Source organism: Glycomyces xiaoerkulensis (assembly GCF_002798405.1).
In the GTDB taxonomy this organism is placed as follows: Bacteria; Actinomycetota; Actinomycetes; order Mycobacteriales; family Micromonosporaceae; genus Glycomyces; species Glycomyces xiaoerkulensis.
On record NZ_PGGV01000037.1, the window covers coordinates 412,210 to 430,638 of the forward strand.

At 72.3% G+C, this 18,429-nt stretch carries 16 protein-coding genes; 2 read left to right on the plus strand and 14 right to left on the minus strand.

Annotation, left to right across the window (positions count from 1 at the left end):
- Positions 1 to 85: 85 nt before the first annotated feature.
- Genes CUT39_RS18205 through ribB form a run of 6 tightly spaced genes read right to left on the minus strand, consistent with a single transcriptional unit; the run spans position 86 to position 5,770 of the window.
- Complete coding sequence (locus tag CUT39_RS18205; RefSeq protein ID WP_100448860.1) at positions 86 to 484, minus strand: SRPBCC family protein; 399 nt, start codon at positions 482 to 484, stop codon at positions 86 to 88.
- Positions 481 to 1,221 (minus strand): SDR family NAD(P)-dependent oxidoreductase, encoded by a 741-nt coding sequence (locus tag CUT39_RS18210; RefSeq protein ID WP_100448861.1) that lies wholly within the window; start codon positions 1,219 to 1,221, stop codon positions 481 to 483. The genes CUT39_RS18205 and CUT39_RS18210 overlap by 4 nt, the downstream gene beginning before the upstream one ends.
- The gene (locus CUT39_RS18215) at positions 1,205 to 1,756 is read right to left on the minus strand and encodes a hypothetical protein (RefSeq protein WP_100448862.1); all 552 of its coding nucleotides are present in this window, start codon (positions 1,754 to 1,756) and stop codon (positions 1,205 to 1,207) included. Before CUT39_RS18215 ends, CUT39_RS18210 begins: the two co-directional genes overlap by 17 nt.
- Positions 1,756 to 3,852 (minus strand): MMPL family transporter, encoded by a 2,097-nt coding sequence (locus CUT39_RS18220; RefSeq protein ID WP_114149509.1) that lies wholly within the window; start codon positions 3,850 to 3,852, stop codon positions 1,756 to 1,758. Before CUT39_RS18220 ends, CUT39_RS18215 begins: the two co-directional genes overlap by 1 nt.
- Positions 3,849 to 5,093, minus strand: a complete 1,245-nt coding sequence (locus CUT39_RS18225; RefSeq protein WP_100448864.1) for a lysophospholipid acyltransferase family protein — start codon at positions 5,091 to 5,093, stop codon at positions 3,849 to 3,851. Before CUT39_RS18225 ends, CUT39_RS18220 begins: the two co-directional genes overlap by 4 nt.
- Positions 5,090 to 5,770, minus strand: a complete 681-nt coding sequence (gene ribB, locus CUT39_RS18230; RefSeq protein ID WP_100448865.1) for a 3,4-dihydroxy-2-butanone-4-phosphate synthase — start codon at positions 5,768 to 5,770, stop codon at positions 5,090 to 5,092. Before ribB ends, CUT39_RS18225 begins: the two co-directional genes overlap by 4 nt.
- 211 nt (positions 5,771 to 5,981) lie before the next feature.
- Here ribB and CUT39_RS20045 point away from each other — a divergent pair, with 211 nt between their 5' ends.
- Positions 5,982 to 6,599 carry a MarR family winged helix-turn-helix transcriptional regulator gene (locus tag CUT39_RS20045; protein ID WP_114149510.1) on the plus strand — a complete coding sequence of 206 codons (618 nt, stop codon included), beginning with the start codon at positions 5,982 to 5,984 and terminating at the stop codon, positions 6,597 to 6,599.
- Here CUT39_RS20045 and CUT39_RS18240 read toward each other — a convergent pair.
- The 4 genes from CUT39_RS18240 to clpB are packed head-to-tail and all read right to left on the minus strand — an operon-like array spanning position 6,596 to position 11,971.
- Complete coding sequence (locus CUT39_RS18240; RefSeq protein ID WP_100448866.1) at positions 6,596 to 7,579, minus strand: hypothetical protein; 984 nt, start codon at positions 7,577 to 7,579, stop codon at positions 6,596 to 6,598. The two genes, CUT39_RS20045 and CUT39_RS18240, sit on opposite strands and share 4 nt — an antisense overlap.
- Positions 7,580 to 7,591: 12 nt before the next feature.
- Positions 7,592 to 8,371, minus strand: coding sequence for a hypothetical protein (locus CUT39_RS18245; RefSeq protein ID WP_100448867.1), 780 nt, complete (start codon positions 8,369 to 8,371; stop codon positions 7,592 to 7,594).
- A 9-nt stretch (positions 8,372 to 8,380) separates the two neighbouring features.
- On the minus strand, positions 8,381 to 9,319 hold the full coding sequence (locus tag CUT39_RS18250) for a sialidase family protein (RefSeq protein WP_100448868.1): 939 nt from the start codon (positions 9,317 to 9,319) through the stop codon (positions 8,381 to 8,383).
- A gap of 51 nt (positions 9,320 to 9,370) precedes the next feature.
- Complete coding sequence (clpB, locus tag CUT39_RS18255; protein WP_100448869.1) at positions 9,371 to 11,971, minus strand: ATP-dependent chaperone ClpB; 2,601 nt, start codon at positions 11,969 to 11,971, stop codon at positions 9,371 to 9,373.
- A gap of 273 nt (positions 11,972 to 12,244) precedes the next feature.
- On the opposite strand from clpB, the gene CUT39_RS18260 reads away from it, so the two are divergent.
- On the plus strand, positions 12,245 to 13,471 hold the full coding sequence (locus tag CUT39_RS18260; protein ID WP_100448963.1) for an ATP-grasp domain-containing protein: 1,227 nt from the start codon (positions 12,245 to 12,247) through the stop codon (positions 13,469 to 13,471).
- On the opposite strand, the gene CUT39_RS18265 is transcribed toward CUT39_RS18260, so the two are convergent.
- The 4 genes from CUT39_RS18265 to CUT39_RS18280 are packed head-to-tail and all read right to left on the minus strand — an operon-like array spanning position 13,461 to position 18,420.
- Entirely contained in the window at positions 13,461 to 14,714 is a 1,254-nt protein-coding gene (locus tag CUT39_RS18265; protein ID WP_100448870.1) for an MFS transporter, read from the minus strand. The two genes, CUT39_RS18260 and CUT39_RS18265, sit on opposite strands and share 11 nt — an antisense overlap.
- An 8-nt stretch (positions 14,715 to 14,722) precedes the next feature.
- The gene (locus CUT39_RS18270) at positions 14,723 to 16,021 is read right to left on the minus strand and encodes a glutamate-cysteine ligase family protein (protein WP_100448871.1); all 1,299 of its coding nucleotides are present in this window, start codon (positions 16,019 to 16,021) and stop codon (positions 14,723 to 14,725) included.
- A complete protein-coding gene (locus CUT39_RS18275; RefSeq protein WP_100448872.1) occupies positions 16,014 to 17,213 on the minus strand; it encodes an ATP-grasp domain-containing protein in 1,200 nt (399 codons plus the stop codon). The genes CUT39_RS18270 and CUT39_RS18275 overlap by 8 nt, the downstream gene beginning before the upstream one ends.
- The gene (locus CUT39_RS18280; protein ID WP_100448873.1) at positions 17,206 to 18,420 is read right to left on the minus strand and encodes an ATP-grasp domain-containing protein; all 1,215 of its coding nucleotides are present in this window, start codon (positions 18,418 to 18,420) and stop codon (positions 17,206 to 17,208) included. The genes CUT39_RS18275 and CUT39_RS18280 overlap by 8 nt, the downstream gene beginning before the upstream one ends.
- Positions 18,421 to 18,429 lie beyond the last annotated feature (9 nt).

Genomic DNA, 18,429 nt, shown 5'->3' on the forward strand with positions numbered 1-18,429 from the left:
AGGCTACCGGTACCTCGGCGTGATGGTCGAGCAGGTGCGGCCGCCGCGGGTCGGTCCTTTCGGACGGACCCGCGGCGGTGGCCGGTCAGGCCGTGGCGCGGTCGGCCAGGCGGTCCAGGCGCAGCTCGGCCACTCCCTGGAATGCCGGGCCCAGCAGGCGGCCCAGGAGTCCGGTGTGGGAGAAGCCGTGCTCGACGTGTGTCCGGTCGCCGGACGGTTCCAGCAGCCAGTAGCTCTCCTCGCGGAGCCCCTGCACCTGCAGGGTCATCTCGATGCACTCGGGGCTGATGAGGGTGTAGACCAGGTACCCGCGCAGTCCGCGGACGGCCCGGATCCGGTAGCGCCGCCGCTCCTCCGCCGCGCCTTCGGCGTCGACCTCGGCCAGCGCCGGGTTCCAGTCCGGGAGCCGCGCCGGGTCGCAGACCAGTTCGGCGATCCGTTCGGGTGGGGCCGACACCGTGCGGGAGGACCGGTGCTCTTTCACGGGTACTTCACCCCTCCATCGACATGAATGGTCGTCGCGTTCACGTTATCGGCTCCCGGTCCGCATAGGAACGCCACAGTCTCCGCGGTCCGACCGGTGCTGCCTTCGAAACGCCCCAGCGAACGCCCGGTGATCCGGCCGCGCTGATCGTCGCTCAGGCGCTCGGCCATCCCGGTGTCCAACATCCCCGGAGCGACCACGGCGGTCTTGACGTGGTACGGCCCGTACTCCTGCGCCACACTCAACGACAACCCGCTCAGACCGGCCTTGGCGGCGGCATAGGCCGACTGGCCGGGGTTGCCGTAGAACGCCGCCACCGACGAGACGTACACGATCCGCCCCGAACGCTGCCGCATCATCGGCCGCAGCGCGTGCTTGGTGGCCAGGAAGGCGCTGCGGAGGTTGTTCCGCAGCACCGAATCCCAATCGTCGATGCTGGTGCGGACCAGCAACCGGTCGGTGGAGGCGCCGGCGTTGCACACCAGCGCGTCGAACGAACCGAAACGCTTGGCCGCGTCCGCGATCGCCACCGCGGTGCCCTCCTCGGACAGGTCCCCGCCGACCGGCTCCACCCGGCCGGGGTGACGCCCTTCCAGCGCCTCCAGTTCCTTGGACGGGGAGCGGTGGTGCGCGACCACGCGCGCACCCCGCTCCACCAGCGCCTCCGCGACGGCCAGCCCGAGTCCGCGCCCGGAACCGGTCACCGCGGCGACGCGGCCCTCAAGCGGCCCCGACACGCTCGACGCTCCTCTCCACCCGCGACGAGGACGACGACCACAGGTGACGGACGAGCGCGACCAGGTCCGTCTCGGACAGCGGCCGCGGGTCGGTGCGGACCGCGAAGCGGACCGACCCGCCCTCCTCGCAGTCGAGGACCAGCCTCGGCAGCAGCGGCCGCGGCGTCAGCCGCATCCGCGTCCGCACCGTGTTCAGCACCCGCCGACCGGCCTGCCGCAGGTGGGTCGGCAGCCAGTCGAGCTGCTCGACCCGCAACTGCGGCATGCCGTCGTCGACCGTCAGCCGCTCGCGCAGCCGGGGCGCCACCAGCGGCACCTCCTCGGGCAGCAGCGCCACCGGCGGGGCCTCGTGGTCGATCACCACCAGGACCGGCTCGCGGCGCATCAGGCGCCGTCCCATCGCCGACCGCTGCTCCTGGTCGGGCCAGACCGACTGGACGGCGGCGCGGCCGGCCTCCATCGGCTTCCAGACGATGCGACGCAGGCCGTCGAACACCACCGGGATCTCGCCGTAATACTGGACGGGGTCGTTCATCACCAGGCTCCCTTCGCTCCGGCACCGGCCAGCTCGCGGACCGGTTCGACTTCTTCGGTGCGGCGGCCGCGGCCCCAGACGCGGTCGCCGACTATGAGCAGCGTGGCGGGCATGACCAGTCGCCGGATGACGACCGCGTCGAGCACGACCGCGACCGCCAGGACGATCCCCAGCTCCCGCACGATGCTGATCTGGGCGCTGGTGAACGACACGAACACGGCGACCATGATCACCGCCGCGCCGTTGACCAGGCCCGCGGTCCGGGCGAGGCCGCCCATCACCGCCTCGCGGTGGCCCAGGCCGTCGGTGTAGAGCTCCTTCATGCGGGAGATCATGATGACCATGTAGTCCATGCTCAGCCCGAACATGACCGCGAACAGCATCAGCGGGGTGACGCTGTTGATCGTTCCCGAGCCGTCGGCCGAGATCAGCGCCAGCACGCCGAGACTGGCGGCCACCACCATCGCGTTGAACGCCAGCGCCAGCAGCGGCATCAGCCAGGTCCGGAACGAGACGGTCAGCAGGATCAGGCTCAGCACGGCCACCGCGGCGACCACGAGCGGCATCGACCGCAGCACCAGGTCGTCGAAGTCGTCGCCGGTGGCGGTGGCGCCGCCGAGCCGCGCGGTGACGTCCCCGTCGAGGCCGTCGACGATCCCTCGCAGGTCGTCGACCACCGCGTGCGCGGCGTCGCTGTCGGGGTCGTGCTCGGTGGTGACGGAGACCAGCGCGGCGAGCTCGCCGCCGGCCGGTTCGCCGTAGTCGACCCGGGCGTCGACGACGCCGTCGATCGTCGCCGCCTCGGCCGCGACGTCGTCGGCGGCCCGGCTCAGGTCGCCGGCGGCGGCCTCGGGTGCGGTGAGGACGACCTCGACCGGGAACAGGCCCTCGAGGCCGATCTCGTTCTCGACCCGTTCGAGCCCGGTCCGGGCGCCGTCGTCGCCGGGGAGGATGCTCGCGCTGGCGACCGGGACCTGCCAGGTGAGGTTGAGGGCGGGCGCGGCCAGGGCCGCGAAGGCGACCACGAGCGCGGCGAGGACGAGTCCGGGGCGGCGCATCAGCCGGGTCTTCGGCTCGGGCGCCTCGCGGCGCTTGCGGCGGCCGATCGATCCCCAGTTGATGCGGCGTCCGAGCAGCGAGAGCACGGCCGGCAGCAGGGTCATCGACATGGACACGGCGACGGCGGTGACCAGGGCTCCGGCCAGCGCGATGGAGGTGAAGGCCATGGTGCGCGGGATGAACAGCGCGGCCATGGAGACCATCACGGCCAGGCCGGCGAACATCACCGAGTGGCCGACGGTGGCCATCGTCTTCTCGAGCGCGTCCTTCACCGGCAGTTCGGATTCGAGTTCCTCCCGGAACCGCTTGATGATGAACAGGGAGTAGTCGACGGCCACGGCGAGCCCGATCATGGTGACGATGTTGACGAACAGGCTGTTGACGTCGGTGATCTCGGTGAAGCCGAAGCCGGCCGCCTGGGTGATCGCCAGGGTGATCCCGGCCATGGCCAGGGGCACGAGCATCGCGGCGACCGAGCGGAACACCAGCAGCAGCACCACGAACAGGACGGGGAAGGCGATGAGTTCGGCCCTGGCGGCGTCCTGTTCGGAGTGGTGGTTGAGCGCGGCGTCGAGTGCCGGGGCGCCGGTGATCTCGACGGTGACGCCGTCGCCGACCGCCCGGTCGATCTCGGTCTCGAGTTCGGGCACGAGGGACTGGACGGTGGTGTTGTCCTCGTCGAATCCGAGCACGACCATGGTGGTGCCGCCGTCGTCGGCGACCCAGCCCGGCTGCATCCGGTGGTCGACCACGAGGTCGGCGCCCATGTCGGTGGCGGCCTCGGAGGCGTCGGGGACGGCGGCGGTGGCGTCGCCGTCGGTGCTGAGGACGACCATGAGCGAGTTGGGCTTCTGGTCGAACGCTTCCTCGAGGGTCTCCTGCGCCTCGACGGATCCGGCGCGCGGATCGGAGAACCCGCCGGCTTTGAGCGCGCCGCCGAGCTGCATGGCCAGCGGCGCGGCGATCAGGGCCAGGACGATCCATCCGAGGACGGCCGTCCAGGGTCGGTGGATGGCCCATCGGTTGACGGTTCTCACGTGGTTCTCCTTTGCATCACTTCGGCGGTGGGCGTCGCGGCCGCGGCGGTGAGGGCCGCCCGCAGCTCGGCGGCGCGGCGGCGCCGGCGTTCGCCCCGTTCGTCGGCGGCGGGAGCGTCGAGGACGGACTCGACGTCGTCGAGCGCCTCGCGCTCCCGCCCGACGCGGCGCAGGGCCTCGGCCCGCGCCATGGTGTAACGGGTGTCGCCGCCGTCGAGGTGCACGGCTTCGGCGAGGTGGCGGGCGGCCCGGTCGGGGCTGCCGCCGAGGAGGCCCGGGGCGGTGAGGTGCCACCGTCCGAGCAGGTAGTGCGCCATCGGCTCGGTCGGGAGCTCGGTGGCGGCGCGTTCGAGCCGGCCGCGGAGGGCGAGGGCGCGCAGCGGCCGGAGGGGGGCCGGGCCGCCGAGGAGGCGGAGTCCGGCCAGTCGGTTGCGGACGAGGCGGACGTGCGGGTTGTCCGGGTCGGTGGAGTCGGCGACCTCGAGGAGGGCGGCCGCCCTTTTGAGGCGGTCGCGGTCGGGTTCGGGGCCGTCGAGGGCCCGTTCGACGAGGGCGCCGGCCACCGCCGCGGTGCGGCGGGCGGCCTCGCGGCTCCGGCCGGTGGCCGGGTGCCGGGCCAGGTCGATCAGGTCGGCCACGGCGCTGCGTCCGCGATCGACCAGGTCGCGGAGGCGTGCGGCGTGCCGCAGGTCGGGGTCGGGTCGCAGCGCCGGTCCGAAGGCGACGCGGGCTCGGCCGTTCCGGGGCATGGTGGCGCCGATCGGCAGGATGTCCTGCGTGCCCCAGACGGCGGCCGGGATGACCGGCACGTCGGCCCGGGCGGCGAAGCGGAAGCCGCCGTCCTTGAACGGCTGGAGTCCGCTGCCGCGGTTGCGGGTGCCTTCGGGGTAGACCACGAGGGCGTCGCCGTCGGCGAGGACGGTGTCGGCGAGCTCGAGCAGGGCCCGCGCGGGCTGGTCGCGGTCGACGGCGACCGCGCCCATGGCCTCGTACCAGACGGTGCGGATGCCGCGGAAGCTCTCGGCCTTGGTGAGGAAGACCCCGCGGCGGCCGCGGCGGGCGTGGAGGATCGCCTCGTACACGAAGTGCTCGGCGAAGCTGACGTGGTTGGAGATCAGGACGAACGGTCCGTGTTCGGGGACGTGTTCGAGGCCCTCGACCCCCGCCAGGTAGCGGCGCCTGACCGCCGGTCGGGTCAGGGCGTTGGTGCCTTTGCGGCACAGCGTCTTGGCCAGGCTCATCGGATCGCTCCGGCGAGCGCGGCGGACGGGGCGGGGACGTCGTGGGCGGCGGCGTATTCGCGCAGTTGCTCGATGCTGGTGAGGACGAGCCCGTGCCGGCGGGCGAAGGTGGCCAGTTGGGGGAGCCGGGCCATGGTGCCGTCGGGGTTGATGATCTCGACGATGACTCCGGCCGGGGCGAGGCCGGCGTGCCGGGCGAGGTCGATGGCGGCTTCGGTGTGGCCGGGCCGTTCGATCACGCCGCCGTCCTTGGCGGTGAGCGGGAAGATGTGGCCGGGGCGGGCGAGGTCGGCGGGGTCGCCGTGGAGCAGCAGTTCGATGGTGCGGGCGCGGTCCTGGGCCGAGATGCCGGTGGTGACGCCGGTGGCGGGGGTGCCGTCGACGCTGACGGTGAAGGCGGTGCCGTGGGGGTCCTGGTTGCGGTCGACCATGGGGGGCAGGGCGAGTTCGGCCGCCTTCGCGGCGGTGATCGGGGCGCAGACCAGGCCCCGGCCGTGGGTGATCATGAAATTGACGGCGGCGGCGTCGGCGTGTTCGGCGGCGATGATGAGGTCGCCTTCGTTCTCGCGGTCGGCGTCGTCGACCACGACGACGAGTTCTCCGCGTGCGATGGCGTCGATGGCGGTCCGGGTGTCGTCGAGGGTGATCGTGTCTTGACTGAGGGCCTGAAGGGTCATGTCGTCTCCAATCGGCGCGTGGCCTTGGAATGGCGGCCGGTGAACCCGCCGCAATATCGGTGATACAACATCGATGCTACATCATGGTTGATGTGACATCAATGACTTCGCATTGATGTTTTGTCATCGATGTTGGAACATCCATGTTAACGCATATACCATGATCACGGAGGTCTCGTACTGCAGGCGCTCCGACCAGGAAGGAAGAGCAATGAACCCGAACCGAACAAGGAGCAAGGCCACGGAGTTCCGATATCTGGTGCTGGCCGCCCAGCGCGAGGGCAACCGGTGGCTGACACAGGGACTGCGCGAGCACGGCCTGACCCCGTCCCAAGCGGAGGTGCTGACCGTCCTCGCCGACGACGAGCCGCTCACCCTCGCCGACCTGGGGCGCTACCTGGTCTGCGAGACCGGCAGCCCCAGCCGGCTGGTCGACGCCATGGTCCGCAAGGGACTGGTGACCCGCGAACCGGACCCGGTCGACCGCCGGGTGGTCCTGCTTCGGCTCACGCCCTCGGGCCGCGAACTGGTGGAAAGGGTCGAGGCGAACGACGAGCGCATCGACTCCCTGCTGGAGGAGGCCATCGGCACCGAGGAGCTGGCGGCCGCCTCCCACGCGCTGCGGCGGCTGATCGACGGCACCCTCTCGGGCCAGAAGGTCGAGCGGCGCTTCCCCGTCCGGGCGTTAAGGGCACCGCGCCGCCGGTTCGGCCGCCACGGCGGGCGAATCCGTCCGGAACCGGCGGCGCGGCGACGGGCCGACCGCCCACGAAAGCCGTCCACGAGCCGAACCGTGGACGGCCCAGGCGGACACAGGCCGGGCCCCTAAGGGAAGTAGAACAGGTCCGGGGAATTCGCCAGCTCGTCGGGCAGCGGCGCCTCCCACACGGTCCCGCCCCCGTATTCGGCGAAGGCCACCGTCGCTTCGTCGCGGGCCAGGTAGCCGTCGTCGGCCAGCGCCTCGCAGTCCGATCCCACCGACGAACCCGTCTCGAGGTCGATCACGTTGGTGCCGGTCTCGGGCCGGATCGTGAATCCGCCCTCGTAGGTCTCGTGCTCGTCGTAGCCGTCGGCGATGCACGCGTACCGGCCGGACGGGGCGACCTCGACCAGGTCGGTCACGGCCGGATCGACGCCCTCGAAATCGGCCACGGCCGCGGTCTCGAGGCGGCCGCCGCGCTCGTCGACCCGGTACAGCTCGGTGACCTCCACGTCGCGGTGGAGTCCCCGGACCTCCCCGTCGGCGGTGTACCAGCGCAACCGGCAGCCCTCGTCCAGGTCGATCTCGTCGTCGAGCCGCTCGCCTTCGGGGGAGTACCACTCCAGGTCGCCGAACGCCCGGGTCGGCGGCGGCGCCTGCTCGGTCCCCTCCCACACATCCGCGCGGTGCACCAGCAGCCGCGACCCGTCGGGGGCCCACACCGGGTCGAGGCAGCCGTGGTCGAGCGGGTAGTCCACCACCGAACGCGTATCGCCGGTGTCCAGGTCGCCGACCATCAGCTCGGCGCCGGGGTCGCCGCCGGCGATCCAGGCCGCGTGCCGCTGGGTCGGGTCGACGCTGAGCGAGGCGGTCAGCACCCGGTCCACGTCGCCCTGATGGTCCCACACCCCGCTGAGGTCCAACGCCCGCTCCGGCTCGTCCGATCCGGCCTCCCAGCGCCACAGCGCGAGGTCGTCGCCCACGCCGTACACGACCCCCGAGGGGTCGCCGGTCGGCGCCTCGGTCGCGGCCTCCTCGCCCGGCGTGCCGCTGCAGGCGGCCAGCAGCGCGGCCAGCGCCGCAACGGCCGCGAGTCCGCGTTCGGGCATCCCGTCCCCTTCTCAGTCGATGGTGAATTCGCCGGCGTCGCCGTCGGCCATGCCGTGGCGGGCGATCAGGTCCATCCAGGCGTGTCCGTCGTCCGCGGCGGCGGTCGGGTCCACGCTCCGGGCCCCGAACCGGTCGCGCAGCAGCTCGTAGCCCGAGCGGGTCTGGGGGCCCCAGATCCCGTCGATGACCATCTCGGTCATCCCCGCCAGGTCCCTGGCCGCCCACTGGACGATCGTCACGTCGGTGCCGAAGTCCCAGTCCAGCGCCACGCCCTCCCGTCCGCGGTCGACGTGGATATGGTGCCAGTGGCTGCCGTCCGGATCGTTGTGGACATGCAGGACCGTGCCGAAGAACTTCCGGCAGACGGCCACCACCGCCAGGTACCGGCGCCGCATGCGCAGGCTGTCGCTCTCGCCGTGGACGGCCAGGTCCACCAGCGCCTCCGAGCCCCAGGCGAACTTGGTGAAGTCGAGGGCCGCTCCGTAGCGGTGGTAGCCGGTCTTGCAGACCTTGGCGCCCGCCAGCCCGGTCCAGGTGTAGGAGACCGGTTCCCCGGTCGCCGAGTGGTTCCGGCCCAGGTCGTGGAGGGCTTCGATCAGTCGGCCTCCGTAGTCGTGGGCCTCGGGGTGCATCCGGAAGGAGCTGACCGACGGGTGGACGCCGTATCCGCCGGAGTTGAACGCCGTCCGGTACCGCATCTTCCACTCGGTGCGTCCGAGCCAGTCGCGGGTGATGTCGTCCATGGCGCACTTGGAGGAGGCGAACGCCTCGGCGCTGCCGGGGAATCCCATGGCTCCTCCTCACCCGAGTCCGCGGGCGCTGACTCGGTCGTCCTCGGTCTCCAGCCAGGCGTTCGGGCGGCCCTGGACGGCGACGACCTCGCCGGTGCGGCCGCCGCCGTGGCCGGCCGATTCGGGGCGGCGGCCGTCGCGGCCGTACCGGGCGCCGTGGACCGATCCGTCGCGGTCGCTGAACACCGCGACCTGGTCACCCCCGGTCGCGACCGCCGCCATCGGCCGTCCGGCGCCCGGTTCGGCCGCGACCGGTTCGATCTCGGCGTCGATGAGGCCGGAGTAGACGGTCTGATCGCCGGCGCCGTCGGCGGCGACCGCGTACAGCCGCCCGTCGTGGCCGGCCAGGACGGTGCCGTAGCCCTCGCCCAGGTCCGCGGCCAGCGGCCGGTCGGTCCAGGTCAGTCCGCCGTCGGCGCTGAGGGCGAGGTGGCTGCGGGCGATGAGCGCGGCATGGGGGTCCGGGCCGCCTTCGACGGCGACGGCAAGCGCCTCGGCTCCGAGCGGCGCGATCGAGGTGGCCGCGCCCGAGCGGATCGGGTCGGGCACCGGCAGGGCCACCGCCTCGGCCCGGTCGGTCTCGACGCGGAAGAGGCCCGGCAGGGCCCGGTGGCGTCCGGCATCGACGGCGCCGGTGATCCACAGGGTTCCGCCGACGGCGGCGATCGAGTGCGGATGGAAGCGCTCGGGCAGGGACACCTCGAGCGGCGGGCCGAGTTCGACGCGCCGACCCGCGTCCGCTTCGACCGGTCGGATCGCGTAGTGCCCGGCCTCGTCGGCGGTCAGCGCCAGGACCCGGCCGTCGCGGACGGTCGCGGCGCGGAGGGCCGTCGGCGCCGCGGCGGCCGCCGCTCGCGGCGGAGCGGCGGTGACCCCCGCCGCGAGCACGGCCGCCGCGCCGGTGAGCACCGTGCGCCGCGTGAAACGCGAATACTCGTCTGCGGCCATAGCCTGCACTATGACCAACGTCACGGTCGTTTACGGCGGTTTCGCCGAATTTCATTCCCTCGAGACGGTCAGCTTGTCACCCGGTTCGGCGACACCGACGCCGACCTTGTCGCCGTCGATGATCTTGCCTTCGAGCAGCTCCCGCGAGAGCGGGTCGCCGATGGCCCGCTGGATCAGGCGCCGCAGCGGCCGGGCCCCGTAGACCGGGTCGAAGCCGCGGTCGGCCAGCCACGTCTTGGCGTCGTCGCCGACCTCCAGCTTGAGCCGCCGGGCGTCCATCCGCTTCTGCAACTGGCGCAACTGCACGTCCACGATCGACTTCAGGTTGTCCAGCTCCAGGGCGTGGAAGATGACGATGTCGTCGAGCCGGTTGAGGAACTCGGGCTTGAAGTGGTCCCGGATCGCGCCCATCACCGACTCGCGCCGGGCCGACTCCTCCAGCAGCGGATCGGTCAGGGCCTGCGAGCCGAGGTTCGAGGTCATGATGAGGATGGCGTTGCGGAAGTCGACCGTTCGGCCCTGCCCGTCGGTCAGACGCCCGTCGTCGAGGACCTGGAGCAGGCTGTCGAACACCCGCGGGTGGGCCTTCTCGACCTCGTCCAGCAGCACCACCGAGTACGGCCGGCGGCGGACCGGCTCGGTGAGCTGTCCGCCCTCCTCGTACCCCACGTAACCGGGCGGCGCGCCGATCAGCCGCGCCACCGAGTGCTGCTCGGTGTACTCGCCCATGTCGATGCGGATCATCGCCCGGTCGTCGTCGAACATGAACTCGGCGAGCGCCTTGGCCAGCTCGGTCTTGCCGACCCCGGTGGGTCCGGCGAAGACGAACGAGCCGGTGGGCCGGTTGGGATCGGACAGGCCGGCGCGGGCCCGGCGCAGCGCGTCGGCGACGACGTGGACGGCCTCGGCCTGACCGACCACGCGCTCGCCGAGGACGCTCTCGGCGTTGAGCAGCCGGTGGGTCTCCGACTCCTGGAGCCGCCCGGCGGGGATGCCGGTCCAGGAGGAGACGACGTCGGCGATCTCGTCGGCGTCGATCTCCTCCTTGAGCATCGGCTGCTGGGCCGGCTCGGTCTCGTGCTCGAGTTCGGTCTCGGCCTCGCGGAGCCGCCGCTCGAGTTCGGGGATGCGGCCGTAGCGCAATTGCGCGGCCTTCTCCAGGTCGTATTCGCGTTCGGCGCGCTCGGCCTGGGTGCGCAGGTCGTCGAGCTGCTCCTTCAGGTCGGAGACCTTGGAGATGCGGTCCTTCTCCGACTCCCACTGGCGGCTGAGCGCGGCCAGGCGCTCGCGGGCGTCGGCCAGTTCGCGCTGAAGGGAGGCCAGGCGCTCGGCCGAGGCCGGGTCGTCGGTCTCGTTCTGCAGCGCGGTCTCCTCGATCTCGAGGCGCCGGACGGTCCGCTCGACCTCGTCGATCTCCTCGGGACGCGAGTCGATCTCGATGCGCAGCCGGGACGCGGCCTCGTCGACCAGGTCGATGGCCTTGTCGGGCAGGAACCGGTCGGTGATGTACCGGGCCGACAACTGCGAGGCGGCCACCAGCGCGGAGTCGGTGATGCGCACGCCGTGGTGGACCTCGTAGCGCTCCTTGAGGCCGCGCAGGATCGCGACGGCGTCCTCGATGGAGGGCTCGCCGACGAAGACCGGCTGGAAGCGGCGCTCCAGGGCGGCGTCCTTCTCGATGTGGTCGCGGTACTCGCTGAGGGTGGTGGCGCCGATCATGTGCAGTTCGCCGCGGGCCAGGGCCGGCTTGAGCATGTTGCCGGCGTCCATCGAGCCCTCGGACTTGCCGGCGCCGACCATGGTGTGCAGCTCGTCCATGAACGGGATGACCTGGCCGCCGGAGGACTTGATCTCCTCCAGCACGGCCTTGAACCGCTCCTCGAACTGGCCGCGGTACTGGGCTCCGGCGATCATGCTCGCCAGGTCGAGGAGGATCACGCGGCGGTCGCGCAGCGACTCGGGGACGTCGCCGGCGACGATGCGCTGGGCCAGGCCCTCGACGATGGCGGTCTTGCCGACGCCGGGGTCGCCGATGAGGACGGGGTTGTTCTTGGTGCGGCGGCTCAGGACCTGGATGACGCGGCGGATCTCGGTGTCGCGGCCGATGACGGGGTCGACCTTGCCGGAGCGGGCGTTCTCGGTGAGGTCGAGGCCGTACTTCTCCAGGGCCTTGTAGCCCTCCTCGGGGTCGGCGCTGGAGATCTTGCGATCGCCGCCGCGGAGGGTCGGGAAGGCGCTGATGAGCTTCTTCTCGGTCGCGCCCTGCTCGGCGAGGAAGGTGCCGACCTCGCCTCCGGTCTGCACCAGGCCGGTGAGCAGGTGCTCGGTGGAGACGTACTCGTCGCCGTAGTCGGTGGCGAGCTTGTCGCCGGCGTTGATGACGCGCAGCGACTCGCGGGCCATCGACGGCTCGGACACCGACGGCCCGGAGGCCGAGGGCAGCTCGTCGAGGCGGCGCTCGGTCTCGGCCGAGACCACGCCGGGCGTGACGCCGACGAGCTGGAGCAGGCCCGGCGCGGTCGAACCGTCGACCGTCAGAAGCGCGTCGAGCAGGTGCCAGGGCTCGACGGCCGGGTTCCCGCCCGCGGCTGCGGTGCGGGCGGCCTGGGAGATGACTTCGCGGCTCTTCGTGGTCAAGCGGCTGACGTCCACGGGTCTGTCTTCCTTCCAGTGCGGAACAGGGTCGGTGATACCAACGCGGAGTTGAGTCTATCCGACTCAACTTTCGTCGGCCAGTGGGCCGGGACAGGTCACACTCAGACTAGGGCCGCCGCCCCCGCGAGCCGCGACTTCGGGCCCGACCGCCCCGGCGCGCCGCCCAGATGCTGGGCGGCGCGAGCCCGAGGGCCGCGGGACGCGACTCGCAGACGGTAACGTTTCGGACAGTCTGTACCACTCGCTCGGTGAGGTGCCCACGTGTCGGTCATGTTCCTCGGATTCAGCAGATTCCTCCTGTCGAGCGCGGAGGCCGTCCTCCCTCCCGCCAGCGTCTACCTGGTCGAGGAACCGGAGATCATCGAGACCCGGAACGTCCTCGATGCGGCCGAACACCACGAGTGCGTCGCCGCGGTCCTGCCCGCGCCGGTCCAGCACGAGTCCTCGGCCGAGGAGCTGCCGTCGATGATCGAGCGGCCGGCGGACCTGACCGCCGTCGTCCCCGCCACCGAATACGGCGTCGTCGCCGCCGCCGCGCTCGCCGAGGCGTGGGGGCTGCGCGGCCTCGGGCTGCGGGCGGCCCGAACCCTGCGCGACAAGCTCCGGCTGCGACGGACCGCCGCCGGCTCGGCCATCGCCCAGCCGCAGTGGCGGCGAGTCGAGTCGGCGGTCGAACTCGAACGGCAGGTGGCCGCCTGGGGCGGGCACGCGGTGCTGAAACCGGCCGGCCGGCAGGCCAGCCTCGGCGTCAACCTCATCGACCCCGCGACCGACCTGCGGTCGGCCTGGGACGAGTGCGTGGGCGCCGACGAACCGCGGCTGCGGGCGCGCGGGACCGGCGAGGCGCAGTACATGGTCGAGCAGCGGCTCCGCGGCCCCGAGTTCAGCGTGGAGATGCTCGTCCGGGACTCGGCCCCGGTGTACGGCAACGTGACGGCGAAGACGGTGCTGCCCGGCCGGTATCCGGTGGAGCTGGGACACGCGGTCCCGGCGCCGATCGAACCGGAGCTCGAACGGCGGCTGCTCGGCGACATGGGCGATCTCATCGCGGCGGCGGGCGTGGAGAACGGCGTGCTGCACGCCGAATGGATCCGCGTCGACGGCGTCCCGCACCTCATCGAGTGCGCGGGACGGCTCCCGGGCGACAACATCCACCGGCTGATCGATCTGGCCTACGACACCGACATCGTCGCCGACCTGCTGGCGGTGCTGGACGCGAAGGCGCCCGCGCCCCCGGCGCGGGCGCCGGTGCGGCACGCCGCGATCGGGTTCGTGACCGCCGCCCCGGGAACGGTGCGCTCGGTGTCGCTGCCCGACCGCGAACGCCATCCGGACCTGGTCGAACTGTCGGTCGGTGTGCGCGAGGGCGACGCCGTCGGGCCGCTGCGGGACTCGTGGGGCCGCCTCGGCTACGCCATCGCCACCGGCCCCGACGCCGCTGCGGCGGCCCGCACCCTCGAATCGGTTCTGGCCGAGGTCGCGATCGTCAGCGAGTAGCGGACGCTTCGGCGGGGCCCGGTGCTCTACGGCGCTCCTCGACCGACCTCGCGACCGGTCCGGACGCGAACGCGGCGGCGACGAAGGCCACCGCCAGCGCGGCCCATCCCCACACGCCCGCCGCCAGGACCACGGCCACGGCGCCGGGACCGATCATCTCCTGAACGGATCTCCCGAGCGAGAACAGGCTCAGGTGCGTGGTGCGCGACTCGGCCGGTGCCAGGGCGTACGACAGCTCCCAGGAACCGACCGCCTGCCACAGTTCGCCGAACGTCAGCGTCACGCAGGCGGCCGCGACCACGCCGACGCCGACCCAGAGCGGCAGCCGGTCGAGCCCGACCGCCATGACCAGCGCCGTGACCGCGAGCGCGGCCCCGGCGAGCCTCGTCGTCCGCACCCCCGAGGCGACGTCGTCGACGTTCTTCGCGAGCGGCACCTGCAGCACCACGGCCAGGACGGTGTTCAGGAAGATGACGCCGGGGACGGTCGCGGCGGGAATCGTCTCGTACTGGGAGATCCACAACGGGACCCCGACCGCCAGCAGCGTCATGTGGAGCATGAGGACGGAGTGGAGGGCGGCCAGAGCGGCGTACGGCCCGTCCGCCAGCGCCTTCGACGCGGCCAGCGGGTTCTTCGCCTTGACCGGTCCGATCTCGGCCGCCTCCAGCCGCAGCGCCAGGACGATCGCGCCGCCGATCGCGATCAGGACCCCCACCGAGACCAGGAGGGACCGGTTGAGCGCGAGGCTGTCCGAACCGACGATGGGCGCGGCGGCGAGCGCGCCGACCGAGAAGCCGATGTTGCGGACCGACCGGATCACCGCCATGGTCCGGACCCGGTCCCGCTCCGCGGTCACCGCTCCGGTGAGGGCCTGGATGATCGGCACCGACGCCTGGCCTGCCGCGGTCTGCATCGCGGCGAAGGCGGTGAACGCCGTCAGGTCGGCGGAGAAGGCCAGGGCGGCGAAGGCGCCCGCCCGCAGGAGGCTGAGGAGGATCAGCATCCGTTTGGTGCCGCAGCGGTCGGCCGCCATGCCGATCGGAACGGTGGCCACGAGCCCGGCGAAGGCGGCGATGCCCAGTCCGAGCGCCAGTTCGGCGGCGGACAGGCCGACGACCCGCAGGAAGAACAGCGTCCCGCCGGCGAGGAACATGCCGGTGCCCAGCGAGTTGACGAACATGCCGACGGTGAGGATGCTCGGATTCCGGCCCGAGGGCAGGTAGTCCTTGAGAGAGATCGCCATTCCGCTCCTCAATCGGATCGTTCGGCGGCGGCCGGTCTCGGGAGGGCGCGCCGGTCGAGCAGGCCCCGGAGCCCGTCCGCTTCGAGCAGCCGAACCGCCTCCTGGCCCGGATTGGCGCGGTCCTCCAGCCGCCGCAGCAGCGGCTCGAGGTACCGCTCTTCACCCGTCGCGCGCGATTCCAGGGCGCGTCCGCACAGGTCGAGCGCCCTGTCGATGAACTTCAGGTACCGGTCGTCGAGGTCGAGGCCGCCGACCACGGCCGAGCGGTAGAAGTCGGCGGGGACGCCCGCGGGGAAATGTTCGGCGAGCAGTCCGGCCAGTTCGCGGTGGGCCTCGACGACGCCGAGTGCGAGGGCCGCCGCGGCCATGTGCTCCGAGTGCGGCTGCTGGCAGGCGGCGCGCATCTCGATCGTGCCGGTGGCGGTGCGCGGCCGGCAGTGGTGCCAGTTGTAGTGGTCGTGCCACAGGAAATGCTGGAAGGCGTCCTCCAGCGACGGCGCGTCGGCGATCAGCCAGTCCCAGAACGGCCGGCCGATCTGCCGGTAGCCCTCTGGGTCGGAGTGCACCAGGTAGACCGTCCCCATAAGCCCGTCGACGTGGTCCTCGATCGTGGCCGCGACCGACCGGGTCATGCCGTGGCGTTCGCGTTCCCGCAGCGTCCGGAGCAGTCCCAGTTCCCGGAGGCAGACGGCGCCGACCGGCTCCCCGCCCAGCGCCGGCGAGTTCCCGCACAGCGCGACCGTCGCCGGGACCATCTGGTTGGCGGTCGCGGCGACCGCGGCGACCTCGCCTTCGGACAGGGCGACGTGGAGCTGGTCGCCGGAGGTGAGGGTGAACCACAGCCACGGCTCGCCCAGCGCCTCCAGGAACGCCCGGTAGTGGGGCTTGGGGGTCATGAACTCCGGTACCGGCTCGGCGACGGGCTGCATGCCCAGGCCGAGGATCCGGTGTCCCCGGGCGGTCGCCGCCAGGTCCAGTCGGGCGAGCGCGGCCTCGTGAAGTTCGGCGACCTCCGCCAGTGAGCTGCCGGGCCTGGTGACGACCTCGACCGTCCCTTTGCCCACTTCCCGGTAGTAGCCGTAGTCGTCCCCGGCGTAGCCGATCACCATCCCGTCCTTGCGCACGGCCGACAGGTCTCCAGGTGCGGCCACCTCGGGCCAGAGCAGATCCACCTCGACCGGTCGTCCCCGGTCGTCGACGACGGGGAACTCGGCCTCCCTGCCGACGGTCCGGGTCCCCACCCGGTGCGGGAAGCCCTGGGCGAAGCGCGCGGCGAAGTACCGCCGGTACCGGTCGATCTCACGCACCCGGGGCTCCGACGGTCGCGGCCGGTGCGGTCGAGATCCGGATCCGGTCGGCGAGCGCGGCCGCCCGTCCGGTGGCGGCCGCCGGTGCCGGTGCGGTCGCGATGAGGTATCCGGACCGGTCCGCCGACGACCGGATCGGGTGGACCGTGTCGCCGGTCCGGACGCCGACCACGCAGTCGACGGCGCCCTCGGCGGCCCACACCTCGTCCTCGCCTTCGATGCGCTCGACGACTCCGGGAGGCGGGGTGAGGAACCGGATGGAGGCCGCCCGGTCGGTCCGGGTGTGGGCGTCCGGCAGCTCGATCGGCGCGACGGCCTGGCGGAAGGTCAGACCGATGAGGTCCACGCCGGTCGCCAGCCGCACCAGGTCGGCGATCTTGTCGCCGCCGACCCGATTGTGGGATTCCACGATCCGCGCGCCGTCGCGGGTGAAGATGACCTCGGTGTGGCTGGGGCCGCGCCGCAGCTCCATCGCGTCGAGGAAGCGTGCGACCTCGGTCGCGGCCTCGTCGCGCCATGCTGGCGGGAGCGCGGCCGGGACGGTGTGTCCGATCTCGACCCGGTTGGGCAGCAGATGCTTCTCGGTCACGGCCACGATCCGGTGCTCGCCGTCCTGGCTGAAGGCCTCGACGCTGAACTCCGGCCCGTCGAGGAACTCCTCGACCAGCCACGCGGTCACCGGCCGGTCGCCGAGGGCCTGCGCGTCGTCCCGATTCCGGAGTATCCGGACTCCGACGCTGCCCGCTCCGTCGACCGGCTTGGCGACCGCCGGGTATCCGATCCGCTCGGCGCACGAGGCGACCTGCGCCGGCGACGAGGCCGGGGCGGCGGCGACCGCCGGCAGGCCCCGTTCGGCCATGCGCCGCCGCATCGCGTGCTTGTCCTTCAGGCGGGCGACGCAGGCGACGCCGTTGTCGGCCAGGCCCAGTGCGGCGTTCACCGCCGCGGCGGGCGCCAGGCCGCGCTCGGTCAGCGACACGGCGGCCGTCAACGGGTGCCGGGCGTGGAGTTCGGCGGCCTTCCGCTCGGCGAGCGCCGGCCGGTCGTAGTCGAAGACCTGCAGCTCGTCAGCGATCGCGGCGATCGGCTCGTGCGGCCGGTCCTGCCAGGCGGTGATGCGGGCCCCGGTCTCGGCCGCACGCCGGACGGTCCGCTCGGATCCGCCGACGACGAGCAGGTGCGGATCAGGCATCGGCCGGTTCCTCCGGGTCGATCTCGATGCGGAAGCGCCGGTCGACGTCGGCGACGACGTCGTCGACGTCGCTCTCGGCGTCGGTCCTGCGGTAGACGAGCGCCGAGAACATGCCCGAGTGCCAGGGGCCGCGCACCGTGTCGCCGGGGGCGACGTTGACGACCGCTCGGACGACGCCCGGGATATCGAGGGTCTCCTCGGAGGAGGAGACGTCGCGGACCGTGCCCGGGTGGAGCGGGAGCTGGCAGCGGACCATGACGCCGTCGGCCGCGACCGGGGCGAGCGTCGGCGTCCGCCCGGTCGCCGTCTTGACGCACGCGTCCCACTGGTCCACGCCGAACTGGACCAGCACCTGCTCGGGGATGCCGGCGCCGCCGGGCCTGCAGGAGATCTCTCCGACGTGGTAGTCGGAGCCTTCGCGAAGGACCTCCAGGTGCGTCACGCCGTCGCGCAGCCCCAGGGCCTCGACCGTACGGCGGTGCAGGTCCAGGACGATACGGTCCTGCTCGGATCCGACCGGCAGCGTGTAGGAGCCCATCATGACCTCGCCGCGCTGCAGGATCGGCTCGAAGTACTTCGAGGCAGCGGCGAACCGGACCTTGCCGTCGACGACGATCCCGTCGCAGTGGAACTCCTCGTCGATGTCGACCGCGCGCTCGACGATCAGCGGATGGGGGGACCGCCGCAGGCGCTGGAGCACCGGATGCGAGCCGAGCGAGTCGAAGTGGCGCCGGTCGTCGATGCGCAGCACGGTGGTGGTGCCGCTGCCGAGGGCGGGTTTGACGATGATCGGGGTGTCCACTCCCGCTTCGAGCACCGAGTCGACGCCGCCGGCGATCCCGTGCGCCACGACCGGTACGCCGCGTTCGGCGAGGCGCCGCTTCATCGCGAACTTGTGCGAGAAGCGGTGGGCGATCTCGTAGTCGGGCCCCGGGAGCCCCAGGATCGAGCGCAGATAGCCGCCGGTCTGGAGGCTGCGCTCCGACGGCGAGGCGACGGCGTCGAACGGCCGGTCCCGGTGCAGTTCCATCGCGTGCCGGTAGACGGCCTTCATATCGGCGATGTCGTCGACGATGATCAGGTGCGTCGAGGGCCGGTAGTGCTTCCGGTAGCCGGCTTCGGTGATGACCGTCAGCTCGACTTCGGGGTCGTTCTCGAGGCGCGCGATCGGGTCGACCTTCCCCGAGTTCACCAACAGGACGCGCATGCCGTGCTC

Bases quoted from the DNA above. Each gene is read 5' to 3' on its own strand.
- CUT39_RS18215 (WP_100448862.1), bottom strand. From the start codon at position 1,756: ATGAACGACCCCGTCCAGTATTACGGCGAGATCCCGGTGGTGTTCGAC.
- CUT39_RS18225 (WP_100448864.1), bottom strand. From the start codon at position 5,093: ATGAGCCTGGCCAAGACGCTGTGCCGCAAAGGCACCAACGCCCTGACC.
- ribB (WP_100448865.1), bottom strand. From the start codon at position 5,770: ATGACCCTTCAGGCCCTCAGTCAAGACACGATCACCCTCGACGACACC.
- CUT39_RS20045 (WP_114149510.1), top strand. From the start codon at position 5,982: ATGAACCCGAACCGAACAAGGAGCAAGGCCACGGAGTTCCGATATCTG.
- CUT39_RS18240 (WP_100448866.1), bottom strand. From the start codon at position 7,579: ATGCCCGAACGCGGACTCGCGGCCGTTGCGGCGCTGGCCGCGCTGCTG.
- CUT39_RS18245 (WP_100448867.1), bottom strand. From the start codon at position 8,371: ATGGGATTCCCCGGCAGCGCCGAGGCGTTCGCCTCCTCCAAGTGCGCC.
- CUT39_RS18250 (WP_100448868.1), bottom strand. From the start codon at position 9,319: ATGGCCGCAGACGAGTATTCGCGTTTCACGCGGCGCACGGTGCTCACC.
- CUT39_RS18260 (WP_100448963.1), top strand. From the start codon at position 12,245: ATGTTCCTCGGATTCAGCAGATTCCTCCTGTCGAGCGCGGAGGCCGTC.
- CUT39_RS18265 (WP_100448870.1), bottom strand. From the start codon at position 14,714: ATGGCGATCTCTCTCAAGGACTACCTGCCCTCGGGCCGGAATCCGAGC.
- CUT39_RS18275 (WP_100448872.1), bottom strand. From the start codon at position 17,213: ATGCCTGATCCGCACCTGCTCGTCGTCGGCGGATCCGAGCGGACCGTC.
- CUT39_RS18280 (WP_100448873.1), bottom strand. From the start codon at position 18,420: ATGCGCGTCCTGTTGGTGAACTCGGGGAAGGTCGACCCGATCGCGCGC.